The 16,945-nt window shown below is 38.1% G+C and carries 15 protein-coding genes; 1 reads left to right on the top strand and 14 read right to left on the bottom strand.

What is annotated here, in order from left to right; translation table 11 throughout:
* Positions 1–143: 143 nt before the first annotated feature.
* The 12 genes from ABVZ64_RS02070 to ABVZ64_RS02015 form a co-directional block, all read right to left on the bottom strand.
* A complete protein-coding gene (locus ABVZ64_RS02070) occupies positions 144–1,889 on the bottom strand; it encodes an ammonium transporter (protein ID WP_352399406.1) in 1,746 nt (581 codons plus the stop codon).
* A gap of 527 nt (positions 1,890–2,416) precedes the next feature.
* On the bottom strand, positions 2,417–4,102 hold the full coding sequence (locus ABVZ64_RS02065) for a Na/Pi cotransporter family protein (RefSeq protein WP_352399405.1): 1,686 nt from the start codon (positions 4,100–4,102) through the stop codon (positions 2,417–2,419).
* A 161-nt stretch (positions 4,103–4,263) separates the two neighbouring features.
* Positions 4,264–5,322, bottom strand: coding sequence for a tRNA 2-thiouridine(34) synthase MnmA (gene mnmA, locus ABVZ64_RS02060; protein WP_352399404.1), 1,059 nt, complete (start codon positions 5,320–5,322; stop codon positions 4,264–4,266).
* Between the two features lie 19 nt (positions 5,323–5,341).
* Positions 5,342–5,911, bottom strand: a complete 570-nt coding sequence (locus tag ABVZ64_RS02055) for a DUF5662 family protein (RefSeq protein ID WP_352399403.1) — start codon at positions 5,909–5,911, stop codon at positions 5,342–5,344.
* A gap of 308 nt (positions 5,912–6,219) precedes the next feature.
* Positions 6,220–6,762 (bottom strand): hydrolase, encoded by a 543-nt coding sequence (locus ABVZ64_RS02050; RefSeq protein ID WP_352399402.1) that lies wholly within the window; start codon positions 6,760–6,762, stop codon positions 6,220–6,222.
* Between the two features lie 197 nt (positions 6,763–6,959).
* On the bottom strand, positions 6,960–7,736 hold the full coding sequence (gene sigG / locus ABVZ64_RS02045; protein ID WP_352399401.1) for an RNA polymerase sporulation sigma factor SigG: 777 nt from the start codon (positions 7,734–7,736) through the stop codon (positions 6,960–6,962).
* A 411-nt stretch (positions 7,737–8,147) separates the two neighbouring features.
* Positions 8,148–8,582, bottom strand: a complete 435-nt coding sequence (locus ABVZ64_RS02040) for a hotdog fold domain-containing protein (RefSeq protein WP_352399400.1) — start codon at positions 8,580–8,582, stop codon at positions 8,148–8,150.
* Between the two features lie 76 nt (positions 8,583–8,658).
* Positions 8,659–9,045: a RidA family protein gene (locus ABVZ64_RS02035; RefSeq protein ID WP_352399399.1), complete on the bottom strand. Its 387-nt coding sequence runs from the start codon at positions 9,043–9,045 to the stop codon at positions 8,659–8,661.
* A 32-nt stretch (positions 9,046–9,077) separates the two neighbouring features.
* A complete protein-coding gene (locus ABVZ64_RS02030) occupies positions 9,078–9,602 on the bottom strand; it encodes a 2-oxoacid:ferredoxin oxidoreductase subunit gamma family protein (RefSeq protein WP_352399398.1) in 525 nt (174 codons plus the stop codon).
* Positions 9,602–10,348, bottom strand: a complete 747-nt coding sequence (locus tag ABVZ64_RS02025) for a thiamine pyrophosphate-dependent enzyme (RefSeq protein ID WP_352399397.1) — start codon at positions 10,346–10,348, stop codon at positions 9,602–9,604. Before ABVZ64_RS02025 ends, ABVZ64_RS02030 begins: the two co-directional genes overlap by 1 nt.
* A 14-nt stretch (positions 10,349–10,362) precedes the next feature.
* Positions 10,363–11,409, bottom strand: a complete 1,047-nt coding sequence (vorB, locus tag ABVZ64_RS02020) for a 3-methyl-2-oxobutanoate dehydrogenase subunit VorB (RefSeq protein WP_352399396.1) — start codon at positions 11,407–11,409, stop codon at positions 10,363–10,365.
* A gap of 17 nt (positions 11,410–11,426) precedes the next feature.
* Positions 11,427–11,639, bottom strand: coding sequence for a 4Fe-4S dicluster domain-containing protein (locus tag ABVZ64_RS02015; protein ID WP_352399395.1), 213 nt, complete (start codon positions 11,637–11,639; stop codon positions 11,427–11,429).
* A 553-nt stretch (positions 11,640–12,192) separates the two neighbouring features.
* Here ABVZ64_RS02015 and ABVZ64_RS02010 point away from each other — a divergent pair.
* The gene (locus ABVZ64_RS02010; RefSeq protein WP_352399394.1) at positions 12,193–12,993 is read left to right on the top strand and encodes an IclR family transcriptional regulator; all 801 of its coding nucleotides are present in this window, start codon (positions 12,193–12,195) and stop codon (positions 12,991–12,993) included.
* Positions 12,994–13,110: 117 nt separating this feature from the next.
* Here ABVZ64_RS02010 and ABVZ64_RS02005 read toward each other — a convergent pair whose 3' ends face one another.
* On the bottom strand, positions 13,111–15,663 hold the full coding sequence (locus ABVZ64_RS02005; RefSeq protein ID WP_352399393.1) for an EAL domain-containing protein: 2,553 nt from the start codon (positions 15,661–15,663) through the stop codon (positions 13,111–13,113).
* Positions 15,664–15,669: 6 nt separating this feature from the next.
* On the bottom strand, positions 15,670–16,032 hold the full coding sequence (locus tag ABVZ64_RS02000; RefSeq protein WP_352399392.1) for an Hpt domain-containing protein: 363 nt from the start codon (positions 16,030–16,032) through the stop codon (positions 15,670–15,672).
* Positions 16,033–16,945 lie beyond the last annotated feature (913 nt).

Raw genomic sequence — 16,945 nt, 5'->3', positions numbered from 1 at the left:
ATCACATCTTTAAAACCCTTTGCTACAACTCAAAAATACAGGAACACGAAAAAAATGCCGTCGGTTTAAATTTACCGGCGGCACCTCTCAAACGAAATTACCAATTAAGGATATCTTCAACGGCTTTTCAACTTTTAAATTTTTTATTCATCTCCCTGCATGGCATCATAACCTGTTTCCCCTGTTCTAATTTTAATAACGTCCTCAACATTGTAAATGAAGATTTTACCATCACCAATATTACCAGTATACAGGGCTTTCTTTGCTGCCTCCACAACCTTTCCCACAGGGACTTTGGTTACAACGATATCCACTTGAATCTTTGGCAGCAAGTTGATTTCCACAGGAACACCACGATAGTACTGATTGCTTCCCTTCTGTAAGCCACATCCCACCACATGAATCACTGTCATGCCTGTCACTTCAATCTCATTCATAGCAACTTTCAATTCCTCAAACTTACTTTGGCGGGTAATTATAGTTACCTTGGAAATTTTTCCACTTCCAGTTGCGCCCTCAGCAGAGTGATATTGAACAGGGATTCCCTCATCCATAGGTATAGATACTCTTTCACTGATTAATTCATTGGAAGGTGCACTACCAACGAAACCGCCATAGGTATTTGTAACTGGCATAAAGTCCGCATAGCTGCTTGCAAGTCCATGCTCACTGGAGTCTAAACCTTCAATTTCATCGGCCGCAGAAACTCTCAAGCCATTCACCTTCTTAATTACTGTAAAAACGATATACATTGTCACAACAGTCCAAGCTCCAACGGTGAAAATACCAACCATTTGCACCATCAACTGCTGTGTGCCACCCCCATAGAACAACCCTTTTGAAACAACATCGCTTTCATAAATGTTAAAAAAACCAACTGCTAAGGTTCCCCAAATACCATTTGCACCATGAACTGCAACAGCACCAACGGGATCGTCAATATGTAGTTTTAAATCCAACAGTTCAACCACAACTACTACCAAAAAACCAGCAACGATACCAATGATAATTGCACCTACAGCATCCACGTTTGCACAAGGTGCGGTAATGGCAACCAAACCAGCCAAGGAGCCATTTAGTGTCATAGAAACATCAGGCTTTCCATTTTTCAACCAAGTAAAGGTCATTGTTGATACGGTTGCAAAGCCTGCTGCGATGGTAGTTGTACTAAATATTTGAGCCAACTGACTTACTTCCCCAGCAGCAGCTCCATTGAAGCCATACCAACCAAACCATAAAATGAATACCCCTAATGCACCTAATGTTAAGGAATGACCGGGTATAGCTCTGGGTGTCAGTTTTCCATCCTTCCCTTTGGTATATTTTCCAATACGAGGACCTAGCATTTTGGCACCGATAAAAGCGGCGATACCACCAACCATATGGATTGCAGCAGAACCAGCAAAGTCAATGAAGCCCATCTGATATAACCAACCGTTGCTGTTCCAAATCCACCCTGCCTCTATAGGATAAACAATACAACTGATTACCCCGCTATACATCAGATAGGAGCTAAATTTTGTTCTTTCTGCCATTGCCCCTGAAACAATTGTTGCAGCGGTTGCACAAAAAACTAAGTTAAAAATAAAGGAAGACCAAGGAAAACTTGCAAAGTCAGTAAAAATACTAAAATTAGGAATACCGATAAGTCCGAACAGCATATCCTCAGCCATCATAAGGTTAAAGCCAAGAAATAAAAACACCACTGTACCCACGCAAAAATCCATTAGGTTCTTCATAATGATGTTTCCTGCATTTTTTGCTCTGGTAAAACCAACCTCCACCATAGCAAAGCCTGCTTGCATAAAAAACACCAATACCGCGCCCATTAAGAACCAAATTCCAAATAAATCGGACGACACCTGTTCAAACAATTCTAAAGCATCCATTTACATTACCTCCTTTTTTATTTTAACGAAAAAGGCACTGGGGTTATTTTCCCCAGCGCCTTTGCTTTACCTTACGCAGTGTAGCATCTAAAAAAAAGAATGTCAATACTAAATATTAATTTTTTTGGGCGTTTTGAATAAATTTTAACAATATATTTTGTGCATAATAAACTAAATTTTAGCCATTTATCAAATACTAGCTTCATTCTAATTTTGTGTTGTTTCTCTAATTATGGTTTGCTCTTTTTCCCTCTTTGGGTATATTTATATAGCCAAATTTCTCAAAATGTACATTTGTCTTTCGTTATATGAAAAGAAAGTAGTCATTAGTATACTTTATACACAACTTTCACAAAAGGAGATTACATCTAAATTTTTGTTCTCCTCTCTAAAGGAATAAAAATTAATACAGTCATTTTTTGCATTATTCCTTGCTTTTTTCCTCCTTGCTTTTTTATACTTTTTTAGTTCCCAATTGAAATAAAAGCATATAAAAAAAGCACCCCCTAAGGGATGCCTTAATCATTTTAGCCCTGTGTTGCCATCTCTTCACTCATTCTTCTATCATATCTGTGCTCATTCAAAACTACCTGAGAGATATTCATAGCATGGTCAGAAATTCGTTCCAAGTTTGCAAGAACTTCCAAATAATGAATGCCTGCATTCACATTACACTCCGCGTTTGAAAGTCTATCTATATGACCAGCACGAAGTTTCTTCTCCAACTCATCCACCTTTTCCTCGTAAACGGCTGTTTTTGCTGCAGATGCAACATCACCGTTTTCCAATGCCTTCAAGGCATTATCATAACTACTAAGAGCAGCACGAATCATTTCATCTAACTCTTCAATGGCATTATGAGAAAATGCCAAATCTTCATTAGACATTTCTTCGGCCAACTCAGCTATATTTTCCGCATGGTCTCCCACACGCTCCATATCGCTAATTGTGTTAAGCAAAGAAGTTACAATCTGATTTTCTCGATCGCTGATTTGCAGGGTGCAAAGTTTTATGAGATATTCAGAAATACCATCACATACTCTATCTACCACTGACTCTCTCTGTCTTACTTCATCGATTTTCTCTCGAGATTTATCGTGAAGGGCTTCTAAAGCACAAGCTAAATTCTCCCTTGCGATATGTCCCAAACGGATGGTTTCCTGTTTTGCACCTTCTACAGCCACACTTGGGGTTTGCAACATACGCTTGTCTAGGTGGAGGAGCTGGCCTTCATCCGCCCCTGTGCTTTCTTCAACACCATTAAGGCGCATAGCCACACGAATAATCCACTTGGAGAATGGGAACAGTAATAAAGTTGTACCAATATTGAAAGCCGTATGGATGGCACTGATTTGTGTCTGAGAAATAATACCTCCACCAACTTCAGGATTAATTGAAGAGAAAAATACCATTGCAAAAACACTAAATACAATAGTACCAATAATATTAAACATCAAATGCATATAACCAACGCACTTTGCATTTTTACCTGCACCAATACCACTTAACAACGCAGTAACGCAAGTACCGATATTCTGTCCCATGATGATAAAAACGGCAGCATTAAATGGCACTAAGCCTGTAGCAGCAAGGGAAAGCAGAATACCTTGGGCTGCTGAGGAGCTTTGAATAATTGCAGTTACAGCGGCACCAGCCAAAATACCTAGCATTGGATTCTGACCAAGCATTACAAAGGCATCTTTAAATACCTGAGAATCTCGCAAAGGTGAAACACTATCAGACATCATTTGCATACCAATAAACAAAATACCAAACCCAATAATAATAGAAGCTACTTCTTTGTGCTTCATCTTTTTACCGGTAATTTGTAGTATAACACCAGCCATGACGGCCAAAGGTGCAATCGTTGTAGGGCTAAGCATCTTTGCCCATTCAGAACTGGAAACAAGCCAGCCCGTTGCAGTGGTACCGATGTTGGCACCCATAATAACGCTCATTGCTTGTCCTAAATTCATCAAACCTGCATTTACAAAACCAACAATCATAACGGTTGTTGCCGATGAGCTTTGCACAATAGCTGTAACCAAGGCACCCAAAGCAACTCCCATTACTTTATTTTGCGTTAGCGCTTCAAGGATTGACTTCATTTTTGTGCCTGCTGCATTTTGTAAACCCTGTGCCATGTAGTTCATGCCAAAGATAAACATGGCGAGCCCACCAATAAACGGGATGATTATATTCGCGTAATCCATTTCTTCCTCCATTAAAAAGCATATAACATTAACAACTGCAAAATAGCCACAGTAATCATAACATACCCTATAAACTACCGCAATGAACTTTTATTTGCTTTTAACATTTTGTGAATCTTTATGAATTTTAGATGAAAAAAACATTAAATTTTGTCGAATGCTCAAACTTGAGGAGGAAGTATAATTCCGCCACCAACTACATAATCTCCATCATATAACACTAAGGACTGACCAGGGGTAATTGCCCGTTGGGGTTCATCAAAGACACACTCCAACGTACCCTCATCAATCATTTTAACGGTACACCAAGCCAACTTATTACCATAGCGTATTTTCGCCTGCAGGCGCATCCCATTCTCAAACTTGTCAAAAGCCATGTAAGCCAATTCCCCAGCACACAACTTTGTTTGGAATAAGGTTTCATTTTCACATAAAACAACCTGATTCAATTTTGAGTCTACAGAATAGACATACATGGGTTTGCCAAAGGCAAGACCAAGCCCCTTCCTTTGACCAACAGTATAATGAATCACACCTTTATGTTGTCCTAGAATATTTCCTTGCTGATCAACAAAATCCCCTACTACCCCACTGTCTCCTCTTTGACCAACAATAAATGAAGCATATTCTCCATCCGGGATAAAACAAATATCTTGACTATCGCCCTTTTGTGCAATAAAACCATCAATTTGTTCAGCAATTTTTCGTACTTCTTCTTTTGTATACTCTCCCACAGGCAAAATCATGGATTTTAATTGATCCTGTGTTAAACGATACAATGCATATGTTTGATCTTTTTCAGCCGTGGCAGAATTACGAATGGCATAGCGGCCTGTTATGGGATGTTTCTCCACCCTAGCGTAATGCCCTGTAGCAATTCGGGCTGCTCCAAGCTCATGGGCTTTTTCCAAAAGCGCTTCTCCTTTTATGTAGCGATTGCACACCACACATGGGTTTGGAGTTAACCCTCTAAAGTAACGATCAATAAAATTGTCAACCACTTTTTCCTTGAACTCCTCTCTAAAATTCAACACATAGTGAGGAATACCTAACTTTTCTGCTACCATCTTTGCATCTTTTATAGCCTTATCGCCATTTTCACCCGGCCACAAATCCATAGTAACCCCAATTACATCATAGCCCTGCTGCTTTAATAAATAAGCGCAAACAGTGCTGTCTACTCCACCGGAAAGCCCAACGATTACCTTCTCCTGCTCCACTTTTCCGATCGCTCCCTTCTTACACCAATTTCAATAGTCTCCGGAATTCTCGCCTTCTATCTCTCTTTAAAACCTCTTTTACATATGCAAACGTGGCATCTTCCCCACATTCTGCTAACATTTTTAACAAATGCTCCAACAAACGCAAGGAATCTTTATGCATCACCTCATGCACAAGTCGTCCTTTTACGTGATATTCCCATGGGCTAGCATCAGTATATTCTTCTTTTTGATATGTTTTACAGGCAGCAATACGATCCATAAACATTTCAACAACAAAGCGGACAGGCATTTTCATTCCCGCCAATAACCGATCCTTGCTTCTACTGTAATCAATCCAATATTCGAAATGATGTTTATTTCTTCCTTTGTGATGCAGCCACGAACTGGAATAACCTTTATCCTCTCTTTCTGCATTATTGGGACTACGGTCACCCTGAAAATATTTTGCACCAACCAAAAATTCTGTTGGTGAAAATTTAGAAAGGTCATGGGTTAACCCTTGCCAGTAAAGCCCCACCCGAAAACAATTTTGTCGAACCAAATGCCTATGATATGTAATCGTTTTCAAGTGCTCTATTGCTTTCATGCTCCCTGCCTCCATAAAATTCTTTATTTTGCTAGCTTGATTTTGAATTCTTTGACCAGACTGATTATATTTTGGACAAATTTTTTTTGCAAGTTTCAATCCCTTGCAAACAATGATATCCCCCGCCTAATCAGGCGGAGGAATTTGGACTATTTCATAAAAACCACTTTTTAAATTATGCACCGTTACAATTTTTTTTAAACACGTAATCCTCGATGGAACTTAAATTCACTCATAATGAATAAAGTTCGTTAAAAAGCGGCCCAGGCCATTGCCCGGCCGCTTTTTAACTCAAACCAAAGCGAATATCATTTTACTAATTTGGAAATTGTTTTGAAGTGAGGGGATTTTGCACCACCAGTCAATTCAAACAGTACAGCTTCACAGGTGGTTAAAACTGCACCCTCAGCCTTCATTCTTTCCAAACCTATTTCTTTGTCAAAGGGATTTCTGGAACCAACACAATCTGCAACAACGAATACTCGATAATCTGCAGCCAAAAGATCAATAACTGTCTGTAATACACAGATATGAGCCTCAACACCACAAATCAAAATAGTCTTTTTACCCTGTGCTTTAATCCAAGCTGCAATTTCTTCACATTCAAAACAGCTAAATGTGCTTTTTTCCATATATTGAAAGGATTCCATGACCCTTGCAACTTCAGAAACAGTTTCCCCTAAGCCCTTAGTATATTGTTGAGATACCCCATAGGGCACGCCTAATTCTGTAAGCCCTTGTGCCAAAATTGCTGATTTTCTAACGATTTCCGCGTTATCACTGATAACAGGAACCAATTTTTCCTGAAAGTCAATAAACACCGCTGCTGTATCTTCTGCATAAATTCTCATTTACTTCTTCCTCCTAAAATCAATGGGCAAGCATCCCTGTAATCTTGAATATTACGGATTCCATTATTTCCCTATCCTGAAGCCCTGATTTTCCTTACAATACCCTTTTATAAAAATAAATTCTTGTCAAAGAATATACTAGAAAACCAAAAACTTTTCTTCCATTTTACATGATTTTAAGCGGCTTGTCTATTATCTTATACATATTTTCGCATATGCTTTAATGCACTTTTTTCTAAGCGACTTACCTGGGCTTGACTAATCCCAATTTCTGTACTTACTTCCGTTTGCGTTTTTCCCTCAAAGAACCTTAAAGATACAATTCTTTTTTCTCTATCAGAAAGATGGCGCATAGCTTCACTTAAAGATAAATTTTCTAGCCAAAATTTATCCCCATTTTTTTCATCGCTCACCTGATCCATAACAAATAAAGTATCTCCACCATCATGATATACAGGTTCAAACAGTGAAACTGGATCCTGAATTGCATCCATGGCAGTTACTACACTTTCCCGGGAAATTCCCATCTCTCTGGCAATGTCTTCAATGGAGGGTTCCTTCTCCCGCTCTGCCATCAGTCTCTCCTTGGCCTGCAAGGCTTTATATGCAGTATCTCTTAAAGAACGACTAACTCTGATTGAATTATTATCCCTTAGATACCTTCTGATTTCCCCAATGATCATGGGACAACAATATGTTGATGGCATTACCTGCATATTTATATCAAAATTATCAATGGCCTTGATTAAACCAACCACGCCCACCTGAAATAAATCATCCATATTCTCATTTCTATTTTCAAATCTTTTGATGATACTTAGTACCAGCCTTAAATTTCCTTCAATCAGTTTTTCTCTAGCTGATTCGTCCCCTTCTCTGTATTTAATGAATAGCTCTCTTGCCTCGGCTCCACTTAAAGTTGGTAAATTTGAGGTGTTGATACCGCTAATTTCTACCTTTCCATAATAGCCCATTATGCCCACTCCTATCAAGCAATTTGGTAGCAGAAATGGCAAAACCATTTCAGTTGAAGATAATTAAAATCTCCCCCTGAACGCGGTAATTTATACCTTGCAAATATCGTCAATTTCTTTTGAGCAACCCAATTTTTTCCCTTTCAATGATTAACCTATTTGGTTTTATTATGCCTAAAATTCCAGTAAATCAGCCCTTTCAATTGGATTTTTTTTTGTATATTACCCGGGAGAAATATGACGAAGGAGCATAAAATATATTGGAAAAAATACATTTTTAGGAACAAAAAAATTGATACCGAAATGAAAAAGAAGCTACTCAAATGAGTAACTTCTCTTATATAAAACGAATGTCTAAAGTTTTATTATTGTAAGTTGACACTAATGTTGCAAACGGTAAAAAAACAGTTCTTACTGAGGGTGTTTTGCATCCTTAAAGGAAGATTCCTGAGGGCCTCTCTGGTTTTCTTTTGCGATGAAAAGGCTGCCTGTTGCTCTACCACACAACACGGGAGGTTCGCAAGCTGTTGCTCGTGTATCCTGAGGATTTGTGATATCAACCATAGTTGCAACTTTCCATGCTTCAAATTTACAGGTGTAGGACTGATTCCCAACTTTTTCAATCCATCCATGGTATTCCATGAAGTCACCAACATATACAGGTGCTGTGAACTCAATTTCTTTGTATCCTAAAAATAAGGAAATATCACCATCAACATAAACCATTAATTCTGTTCCAACATCGCCCCACTGATTAACGATTCTAGCACCATTTACTAAGTTTCCAGTATAGTGAGCATCTTTTGCGCTCATCATAACGTGATGTACAACCTTTTTACCTACCATAATTCATTTCCTCCTTGTAAATAAATAACTTTTTATAGTGTCATACACAATAAAATGATTGTGTAAGCCCCCCAAATTAATCTAAGATGGCAATTCCATCTATTTCCAAATTTGCACCGCCCATAAAGTCCTTAACTGCCATAGCAATTCTTGCAGGAGGGTTTTTTGGGAAGTATGTTTTATAAACCTCGTTAAATTCAGGAATCATACTCAAATCTTTCACATAAACCTGCATCTTAACGATATTTTCCATTGTGCCACCAGCTGCTTCAATGGTATGTTTGATATTTTCCAAAGCAGCCTTTGATTCGATTGCAATATTACCATCACCGAGAATTTCCCCCGTAACCGGGTCGTCTCCACAAGCCCCGGCCAGGAAAACCATATTGCCATGTTTTACGGCCTGTGTATACCAAGAAGTTGGTTTCGTAGCCTTTTCGGTAAAAATCATTTCTTTTTTCATAGAAAAATTCCTACTTTCTGTTATGTACTTTCTTATTTTGTAAAATTAAAGCCTGCTTCCAAAGCCTGCATATTTACTTCAATCAGCTGAGGTTTCATCTTCTTTTTTAGGACTTCCTTTACATCGTCAAGGCTAACAATGTCCAAAGTTTTTACAACTGCCCCCAAAGCAACCATGTTGGAAGACTTAGCACTGCCGAGCTTTGTTGCAATTTCTGTAAAAGGCATTTCTACTACATGAATATCGGTTCTTGCTGTTTTCAATCCAATCATAGAACTATTGATAATTAGGGTGCCACCAGCTTTTACTTTATTTTCATAATCTTTAAAAGATTCTTCATCCATAACAAGGATTGTGTCCGCCTTAGAAATAACGGGGGAGCCGATTTCTTTAGAAAGAACAACCTGACAGCTTGCTCTACCGCCTCTTTTTTCCTGGCCATATGCAGGTGCTAAAGTTACGTTTAAGCCCTTTGCTGCTGCCGCTGTACATACAAGTTTACCCATGAGAATTGTACCTTGACCGCCAATTCCGGAAAAAATCATTTCACTCTTCATTATTCACCCTCCTTTGGTGCTTTGAAAACGCCAAGTGGATACTGATGCAACACATTTTCACCAATCCATTCCAACGCCTGTACAGGTTTTACGCCCCAACCAGTAGGACAAGGAGAAACAACCTCAACAAAGCTTAAGCCTTTGCCATCCAACTGATATTTGAAAGCTTTTTTAATGGCTTCTTTTGTTTTTCTGATATTTGCTGGAGAATTTACAGCAACTCTTTCGCTATAATAACAACCATGCAAGTTACCAATGATTTCAGCCATATTTACAGGGAAACCTGCATTATCTGCGTTTCGACCATGAGGAGACGTGCTTGTTCTTTGCTCCATCAAGGTGGTTGGTGCCATCTGACCACCTGTCATACCATAGATTGCGTTATTTACAAATACCACTGTGAATTTCTCACCTCTGATACCAGCATGCATAATTTCCGCCATACCCTCAGAAACCATATCGCCATCGCCCTGGTAAACAACAACAAGGTTATCCTCCATGGCACGTTTGATGCCTGTGCCCATTGCAGGGGCTCTACCATGCAATGCACAAACAGAGTCAACATTGAAATATCTATCTGCATAAACTGAGCATCCGATCGGCCAAACCATAATAGCTTTTTCCGATAAATTTTCCTCTTCAATGATTTCAGCAATTAATTTATTAATAATACCGTGGCCGCAACCGCCGCAATACTTCATATATTCATCTGTAAGAATTTTAGGTCTTTCATATACTGTTTTCATCTTTTCACCTCCGATTACTTTATGTACAATTCTTTAATCTTATCAAATAATTCCTGAGGAGTCGGTGTGATACCACCAAGTCTTCCGTAGAATTCTACTCTTTCTTTATCTTTCACTGCCAGCTTTACGTCTTCAACCATCTGGCCTGCGCTAAGCTCAACCACAAAATAGTCTTTGTCCGGATACTGGACAAACGCTTTTTTGGGGAAGGGCCATAAAGTAATAGGTCTGATCATACCAACTTTGATGCCATTTTCCCTTGCAATTTTAATTGCTGTCAAAGCAATTCTGGCAACACTGCCATAGGCGACAATAATAATGTCCGCATCATCCGTTTCATATTCTTCCCATCTCTGTTCGTTTTCTTCAATGGCATTAAATTTTGCCTGAAGATCCAGATTGAATCTTTCCCACTGTTCAGGTCCTAACGCACAAGTTGTGATTACATTATGCTCTCTGCCCTTTGCACCGGTGATGCCCCACTCAAAGTTATTATTTACTTCAATCTTTTCAGGCAATTCTACGTTTTCCATCATTTTGGAAAGCATACCATCACTGGCTACAACAACTGGGTTTCTATATTTTTCTGCCAGCTCAAAAGATAAGCCAGCAAAATCAGCCATTTCCTGAACGGAGTAAGGAGCAAGAACAACGGTGTAATAATCACCATGTCCACCACCCTTTACAAGCTGGAAGTAGTCCCCCTGAGCTGCAAGAATATCGCCATCGGCAGGGCCCGGTCTCATTACATCAACGATAACTGCGGGAAGGCCTGCTGCCGCCATATAACTCATAGCTTCACATCCAAGGCTAAAGCCAGGGCCGGAAGTAGCCGTCATTGCTCTTTTGCCTGTGGCAGCAACCCCTGCAATCATATTGAATGCAGAAACTTCTGTTTCCGCCTGAACAAACACCAAGTCTTCGGTAGGTGCTTTCTTTGCGTAATATTCAGGCATTTCGCTGGAAGGCGTAATTGGATATCCGAAGAAATATTTACATCCGGATCTAATTGCTGATTCTGCAAAGGCTTCGTTACCCTGCATAAATACTTTCTCTGCCATTTTAATCCTCCTTATTTTTAAACGTCTTTTTCAACCTTAATTGCCGCCTCTGGACAAACTGTTGCGCAAATCCCACAGGCAATACAATCTTCCAAGTTTTCTGCAACGGCGGCATAGTAACCTTTTTTGTTAAGGGTATCCTTCTTTTTTAAGATTGTTTTCTTTGGGCAGAATGTAATGCAATATTCACATTCCTTACAAATTTCTTCGTTAATCGTAACTCTGTTCATTTCTTAGCCTCACTTTCTTGATTGGTAGAATTATCTTTTATCACACCACATTATTCTATTATTTAGAACTATATTTGAAATATTAGAACTTTTATGAGTTCATTATATAGAACGCAATTCTATAAGTCAATAATAAACTATTAAAAAATTTACTATATTTTTTGATAAGAAATTCGTTGCCATTTGTTAAAAATGAAAAAATGCAATATATTTCTACATAGTTTCAGCCAAAATTTCTCTCGCTCACCCCTTCTTTGTAGAATGACTGCATTGAAAATAAAAAACCAAACCCATATATTGGGGTTTTCTAATGGTAAAATCAATTTTATAGGTCTGCATCACGTTTAAAATGAAATAATCTTAGGACATCTAATTCCTCGTTTCCATGTTCCTACTTTTTGAAGTGGTACAAACTGGTCAAAATATAATAAAACGGTATATATTCTATTTATTATTAATGCGTTCTATTTATTATAATATTTTTTTGGTTTATGTTTACAAAACAGACAACTTCATCTATAATTAATGTAATAACTTTTTTGAGGTGACAATCATGTCTAACTATTTAGAAAATTCAAGCTATAAGCCTAAATACCCTGTGCAAACCCTGGGGAAAGCTCTTGATGTTTTAATATATATTAAAAATAATGCTTCTGCCGATGGTGTCACCATCGCAGAGTTAAGTGAATATTTAAATATGGGAAAAAGTACAGTCCATAGGCTTTTAGATACCCTCCTGGCCTATAACTTTGTAGAAAAAGCGTACGCCACTGCCTCCTACAAGCTAGGCTGGGGTATCTATGATATTGGTAGTGCCGTTCCTTTTCAACATTCTCTAAATAACACCAACTTCTATCCTTTATTAGAAGAACTTTGCAATGAGTGCTCAGAAACAATCAATTTTGGTATTATGAATCATAAAAGCATCGTTATTTTATACAAAGCAGAGCCAAACATTAAAATTAGAGCAAATGTTAACATTGGTGGGAATGAACCTCTTTATTGCACTGCCATTGGAAAGTTGTTTTTATCCACCTTTTCCGTTCAAGAGGTGAAGGATTATTTCACTCATACAGAAGTAACAAACTTTACCAACAACACCATTACTACGGCAGAAAAAATGTTTCCTGAACTTAGTAAAATTTCAAAAAATGGTTATTCCATTGATAACGAAGAATTTTATATAGGCTTAATCTGCGTAGCTATTCCTGTTTACGATTACAGTGGCAACCTTGTTGCTGGCATCAGTATCAGTGGCCCATCCGAACGTATGGTACAAAATAAAATTGATGCTGTTCTACCTAAGCTTAGAGGTACCTGTGAAAAGCTTTCTATGTATCTGGGATACAGATAAGTAACATACCTTTACAAAACAAAAAAACCGAGCAAACGCAAATTGCGTATGTTCGGTTTTTTATTTATCATTTATTTTTTCACCATGAAGCACATTTATTTAATTTTATATCAATCATCAACCCTCTTTTCTCTGTTCCTTTTCTTCCATAATCATACCACTTACATATTTGTTTCCTTCTTCTCCTATGAAAATTTCTCCCCTAAAGCTTGTCCAGCGCCATTGCCCATCTTTACAATAGTGACGATAGAATAGGTCTTGCGTCATTTTTTCTTCTTTCAATATCATTCTTAGCCCTTCTTTCACCTTTTCTCTATCGTCTGGGTGAATGGACAAAGAAAGATTTTCTGCAAAAAGTCTTTCATACTCTTCCTGGTCATACCCAAACATTTGTGGTAGTCTGCCATTACAGTAAACCAACCTCATACAGTCAATCCCATGAATCACTAAAATACCATGGGGCACACCATTCAAAACCGATACCAGCCAGTGAATCATTTTTTTGTCAGCTGCAGCTTTCTTTTTGCTCTCCGTAATATTTTTAACGGCAATATAAAGTATTTGCCTATCTGAGTTTGAAACAAGAAGGCGTGATCGTAACTTTAGCCACCGATATTCGTTGGTTAATTGAGAGGTTCTTACTTCAACCTCACAGCAAGCCTCTCGGCCCGTTGATATGGACTCTTCTAGCATAGATATGGCTAGGGCTTTATTTGGGTTTTCATAATAATCAAAAACCCTTTGCCCTCTATTGATATATTCTGTTCTGGTTGTTCCAGTTTCCGTTAAAAATTGATCGTTAATCCTCAGTGTGGTCAAGGCTTGACTTCGTGAATCATACTCCACCACTGCCGCTCCACCTACAAGGCTATTAAATAGCAACATAGACTGTGAAGAAAAGTGCAAAAAGTCTACAGATCCCTCAATGCTCTCTACATAGTTATCTTCCAATACAAAGTTGGTTTTTGCCCTAGTTAATCGTTCTTCAAAATCACTCACAGGCATTGGGCGGTCAAAAAAATAGCCTTGCATGAGCAAACACCCAATACTCCTTAAAAAATCCGCCTGTTCTTTTGTTTCAACCCCCTCGGCAAGCACGGGTAGTTTTAGTGCTGCCGCCATACGCACAACGGCATTTAAAATGTTGCCGCTTCGCTCCCCTTTAAAATCGCTTCCCAAAAACTTCATGTCCAACTTCAGGATATCCACACTTACATTCTGTAACATATTTAAGGAAGAATATCCACTTCCAAAATCATCCATATGTACTTTTAAACCATGGCTTCGTAGTAGGCTCACTGTGTTCATCAACTGTTCTGCATTTTGCGTATATGCACTCTCCGTTATTTCCAGGTGCAATAAATCCGGTTTTAGTTCATATCTTTTAAGCAAAGCCAAAATATTGCCTACCAAATGAGGGTTATAAATGTCCCGCCTTGAAACATTCACAGAAATAGGGACCACTGTCAAATTTCTATCCTGCCATTTTTTTAGCAATATACAAACCTGCTCCCACATGTATTCATCCAATTTGGAAATAAACCCATTTCTTTCAAATAGAGGGATAAACTTGTACGGCAATATATTGCCCTTTATAGGATGCTGCCAACGAACCAAGGCTTCCGCACCAATGAGCTCACCTGTATCATAATTATACTGAGGCTGAAGATAGACTTTAAATTGTCCATCTTTTAATGCAAACTCCATCTCATTTACAATTTCCTGCTGCTCAATCAAAGCTTCCCGCATGGAGTCGTCAAACCAAGCGTAGCGCTTGCCATAGCTATCTTTGATGGAGCGCAATGCAAGCAACGCTCGATCACACATTAAGGCGACATCTAAAGTTGGATCATTAATCATATAGATGCCAACACGAGGGGTATACTCAAAATCCAAGGTTTTTAATTGAGCCACATAGTCATCAATAATTTTTGTAATTGTTTCTGGTTCAAAAACATCAGCTTCTTGACAACAAACAAAATGATCCGCATCATACCTAGCAAAAGTCATTGTTTCTGTGTTCTTTTCTCCATATTTCCGAAAAAAGTCACCCACTTTTTTTAAATAAGCATCTCCCTTGTCGGTTCCAAACCAGTCGTTGTACACCTTAAAATTATCAATATCCCAGCGGAATAAAACAAATTTTTTTTGGGGGTATTTTTCCAGCATTTTAGCGGTATGACGATGAAATGCATTTTTATTATATAGTCCTGATTTTTCATCCGTATACATCAATTTCAGTTCACGCTTATATGCCCTATTTTGCTCCGCCAATTTTTCTGTTTCTCTACGTGACATGATGTTTTTGATACGATGTAAAATAATCTGGGAGCTAAAGGGTTTTGTCAACACATCCGTTGCCCCACCAGATAAAGCTCTGATTTGAATATCTTCTTCGTTGCTTGCAGTTATCACCACAGTTGGGATGCCACGAAGATATTCGTCCTTTTGCATCTCCTCCAGTACTCCAAAGCCATCCATCTTAGGCATCATAATATCCAAAATTAAAACCGCAATATCTGTATTATGGCGTAATTTATCTAATGTTTCTAAGCCATTATCCGCTTCTTCTATGTCGTACTCGTTTTCAAAAATCTTTTTAAGCAGCAAACGATTTGGTTTAGCATCATCGGCAATTAAAATTGTTTTTTTCATAACCCCAAAATCCATAATTGATCATACCTCCTTTGCGGCAAGAATGCCAGTCAAAACAGAATGATATGCTCCTTCCAAATCTAAAAAAAGTGACACAACTTCCCCATGATCTATTGTTTCATTTTTATGCAAATACTCACATAGTTTGCCTGCCCTTAAAAATACCCATGTTAGGTCTGTATTACCCGCTACCCCTTTTAGCGTATGAATACATTCGTATAACTCTTTATAATCTTTTTTTTCCAACGCTTGCTTTCCCCTAGCAAAGGTTGCATCTTCCAAAAAAGAATCTAAAATACTTTCAAATAATTCCCTATCCCCAAGGAAACGAGCTACGCCCTTCTCGAGATCAATTCCTGCAGTTTTTAAAATTTCACTATTCATTTCAATGACCTCCTCTTTTTTCTGTCTTATACTCCAGGCAATGATGAATAAAATTGGTCAAGGTTAGTCAGTTTTGACATATGAATGTTCATCCTTTGTGAAAAAGATATTTGATGTTTTTGTTCCATGCATAAGCAGCAAGTGGAACAACATGGTTTTTTGTCATCAGTGTGGGTAGCTTATGAAATACCCACACTGTTTGAAACCTTACATATTCGGCAATTGTACATCCTATCAAATTACACCAAAAGATTGCTCAATGGAATGCAAAAGCTTTTCTTCTATTTATAAGGCAGATAGAAAACCCTTCAAGTTCCAACGAGTTTAGGAGGGTAGAGCTTTAAGCCATAGGAAAAGATAGAAACTGTTGCCCACCAATGGCAACTTTTCGTATCCTCACCTCAATGCCAGCCACTAGTCATAATCCCCCAACCACATACTAACTCTTTTTTTCATAATGCAAGCAGTTATCTATTCAACCTCCAATATATTAAGCCTACTTTTCTCACATATTTGAAATGAAATTAATACGGAATATTCCTAGAACAAAACTAGCTCCAAACGTTGCATCTACAAGTAAAAGAAAAAAAAAGAAAAAGTACAATGGCTTAATGCTCTTATATTTCCTTTGCATAATTTCCCTTCCTCCTCATTTGACTATAATGTAGAAGGTCCACTCTATTCCCATATTTGAACGAATCGGTTTTTCGATTGCTAGAATATCCAAAGCCCAAAAAGGGCTAAATCTCGACATATATTTTTGTTTATAGTGTCCCATTATTATAACAAAATTTTCCGTAGCCCGCTACATTTAGTTAAGTGTCACCGTATTATAAACCATAAAAATTTGATTCTTTTTTCCTACGGAAGTTTATGAAATATTTCTATAATTTAATAGATTCTTTGTACTTTC

Source organism: Anaerotignum sp. (assembly GCF_040307045.1).
GTDB lineage: Bacteria > Bacillota > Clostridia > Lachnospirales > Anaerotignaceae > Chakrabartyella.
The sequence above is the reverse complement of the archived record's forward strand: the minus strand, read 5'-3'. Positions and strand labels throughout refer to the sequence as shown.

Excerpts from the sequence above, each read along its gene's own strand:
- ABVZ64_RS02015 (WP_352399395.1), bottom strand. The coding sequence starts at position 11,639 with ATGAACAGAGTTACGATTAACGAAGAAATTTGTAAGGAATGTGAATAT.
- sigG (WP_352399401.1), bottom strand. The coding sequence starts at position 7,736 with ATGGGCTATTATGGAAAGGTAGAAATTAGCGGTATCAACACCTCAAAT.
- ABVZ64_RS02030 (WP_352399398.1), bottom strand. The coding sequence starts at position 9,602 with ATGAAGAGTGAAATGATTTTTTCCGGAATTGGCGGTCAAGGTACAATT.
- ABVZ64_RS02025 (WP_352399397.1), bottom strand. The coding sequence starts at position 10,348 with ATGAAAACAGTATATGAAAGACCTAAAATTCTTACAGATGAATATATG.
- ABVZ64_RS02070 (WP_352399406.1), bottom strand. The coding sequence starts at position 1,889 with ATGGATGCTTTAGAATTGTTTGAACAGGTGTCGTCCGATTTATTTGGA.
- ABVZ64_RS02005 (WP_352399393.1), bottom strand. The coding sequence starts at position 15,663 with ATGGATTTTGGGGTTATGAAAAAAACAATTTTAATTGCCGATGATGCT.
- ABVZ64_RS02000 (WP_352399392.1), bottom strand. The coding sequence starts at position 16,032 with ATGAATAGTGAAATTTTAAAAACTGCAGGAATTGATCTCGAGAAGGGC.
- ABVZ64_RS02065 (WP_352399405.1), bottom strand. The coding sequence starts at position 4,102 with ATGGATTACGCGAATATAATCATCCCGTTTATTGGTGGGCTCGCCATG.
- ABVZ64_RS02055 (WP_352399403.1), bottom strand. The coding sequence starts at position 5,911 with ATGAAAGCAATAGAGCACTTGAAAACGATTACATATCATAGGCATTTG.
- ABVZ64_RS02035 (WP_352399399.1), bottom strand. The coding sequence starts at position 9,045 with ATGAAAAAAGAAATGATTTTTACCGAAAAGGCTACGAAACCAACTTCT.
- ABVZ64_RS02050 (WP_352399402.1), bottom strand. The coding sequence starts at position 6,762 with ATGAGAATTTATGCAGAAGATACAGCAGCGGTGTTTATTGACTTTCAG.
- ABVZ64_RS02040 (WP_352399400.1), bottom strand. The coding sequence starts at position 8,582 with ATGGTAGGTAAAAAGGTTGTACATCACGTTATGATGAGCGCAAAAGAT.
- ABVZ64_RS02010 (WP_352399394.1), top strand. The coding sequence starts at position 12,193 with ATGTCTAACTATTTAGAAAATTCAAGCTATAAGCCTAAATACCCTGTG.
- vorB (WP_352399396.1), bottom strand. The coding sequence starts at position 11,409 with ATGGCAGAGAAAGTATTTATGCAGGGTAACGAAGCCTTTGCAGAATCA.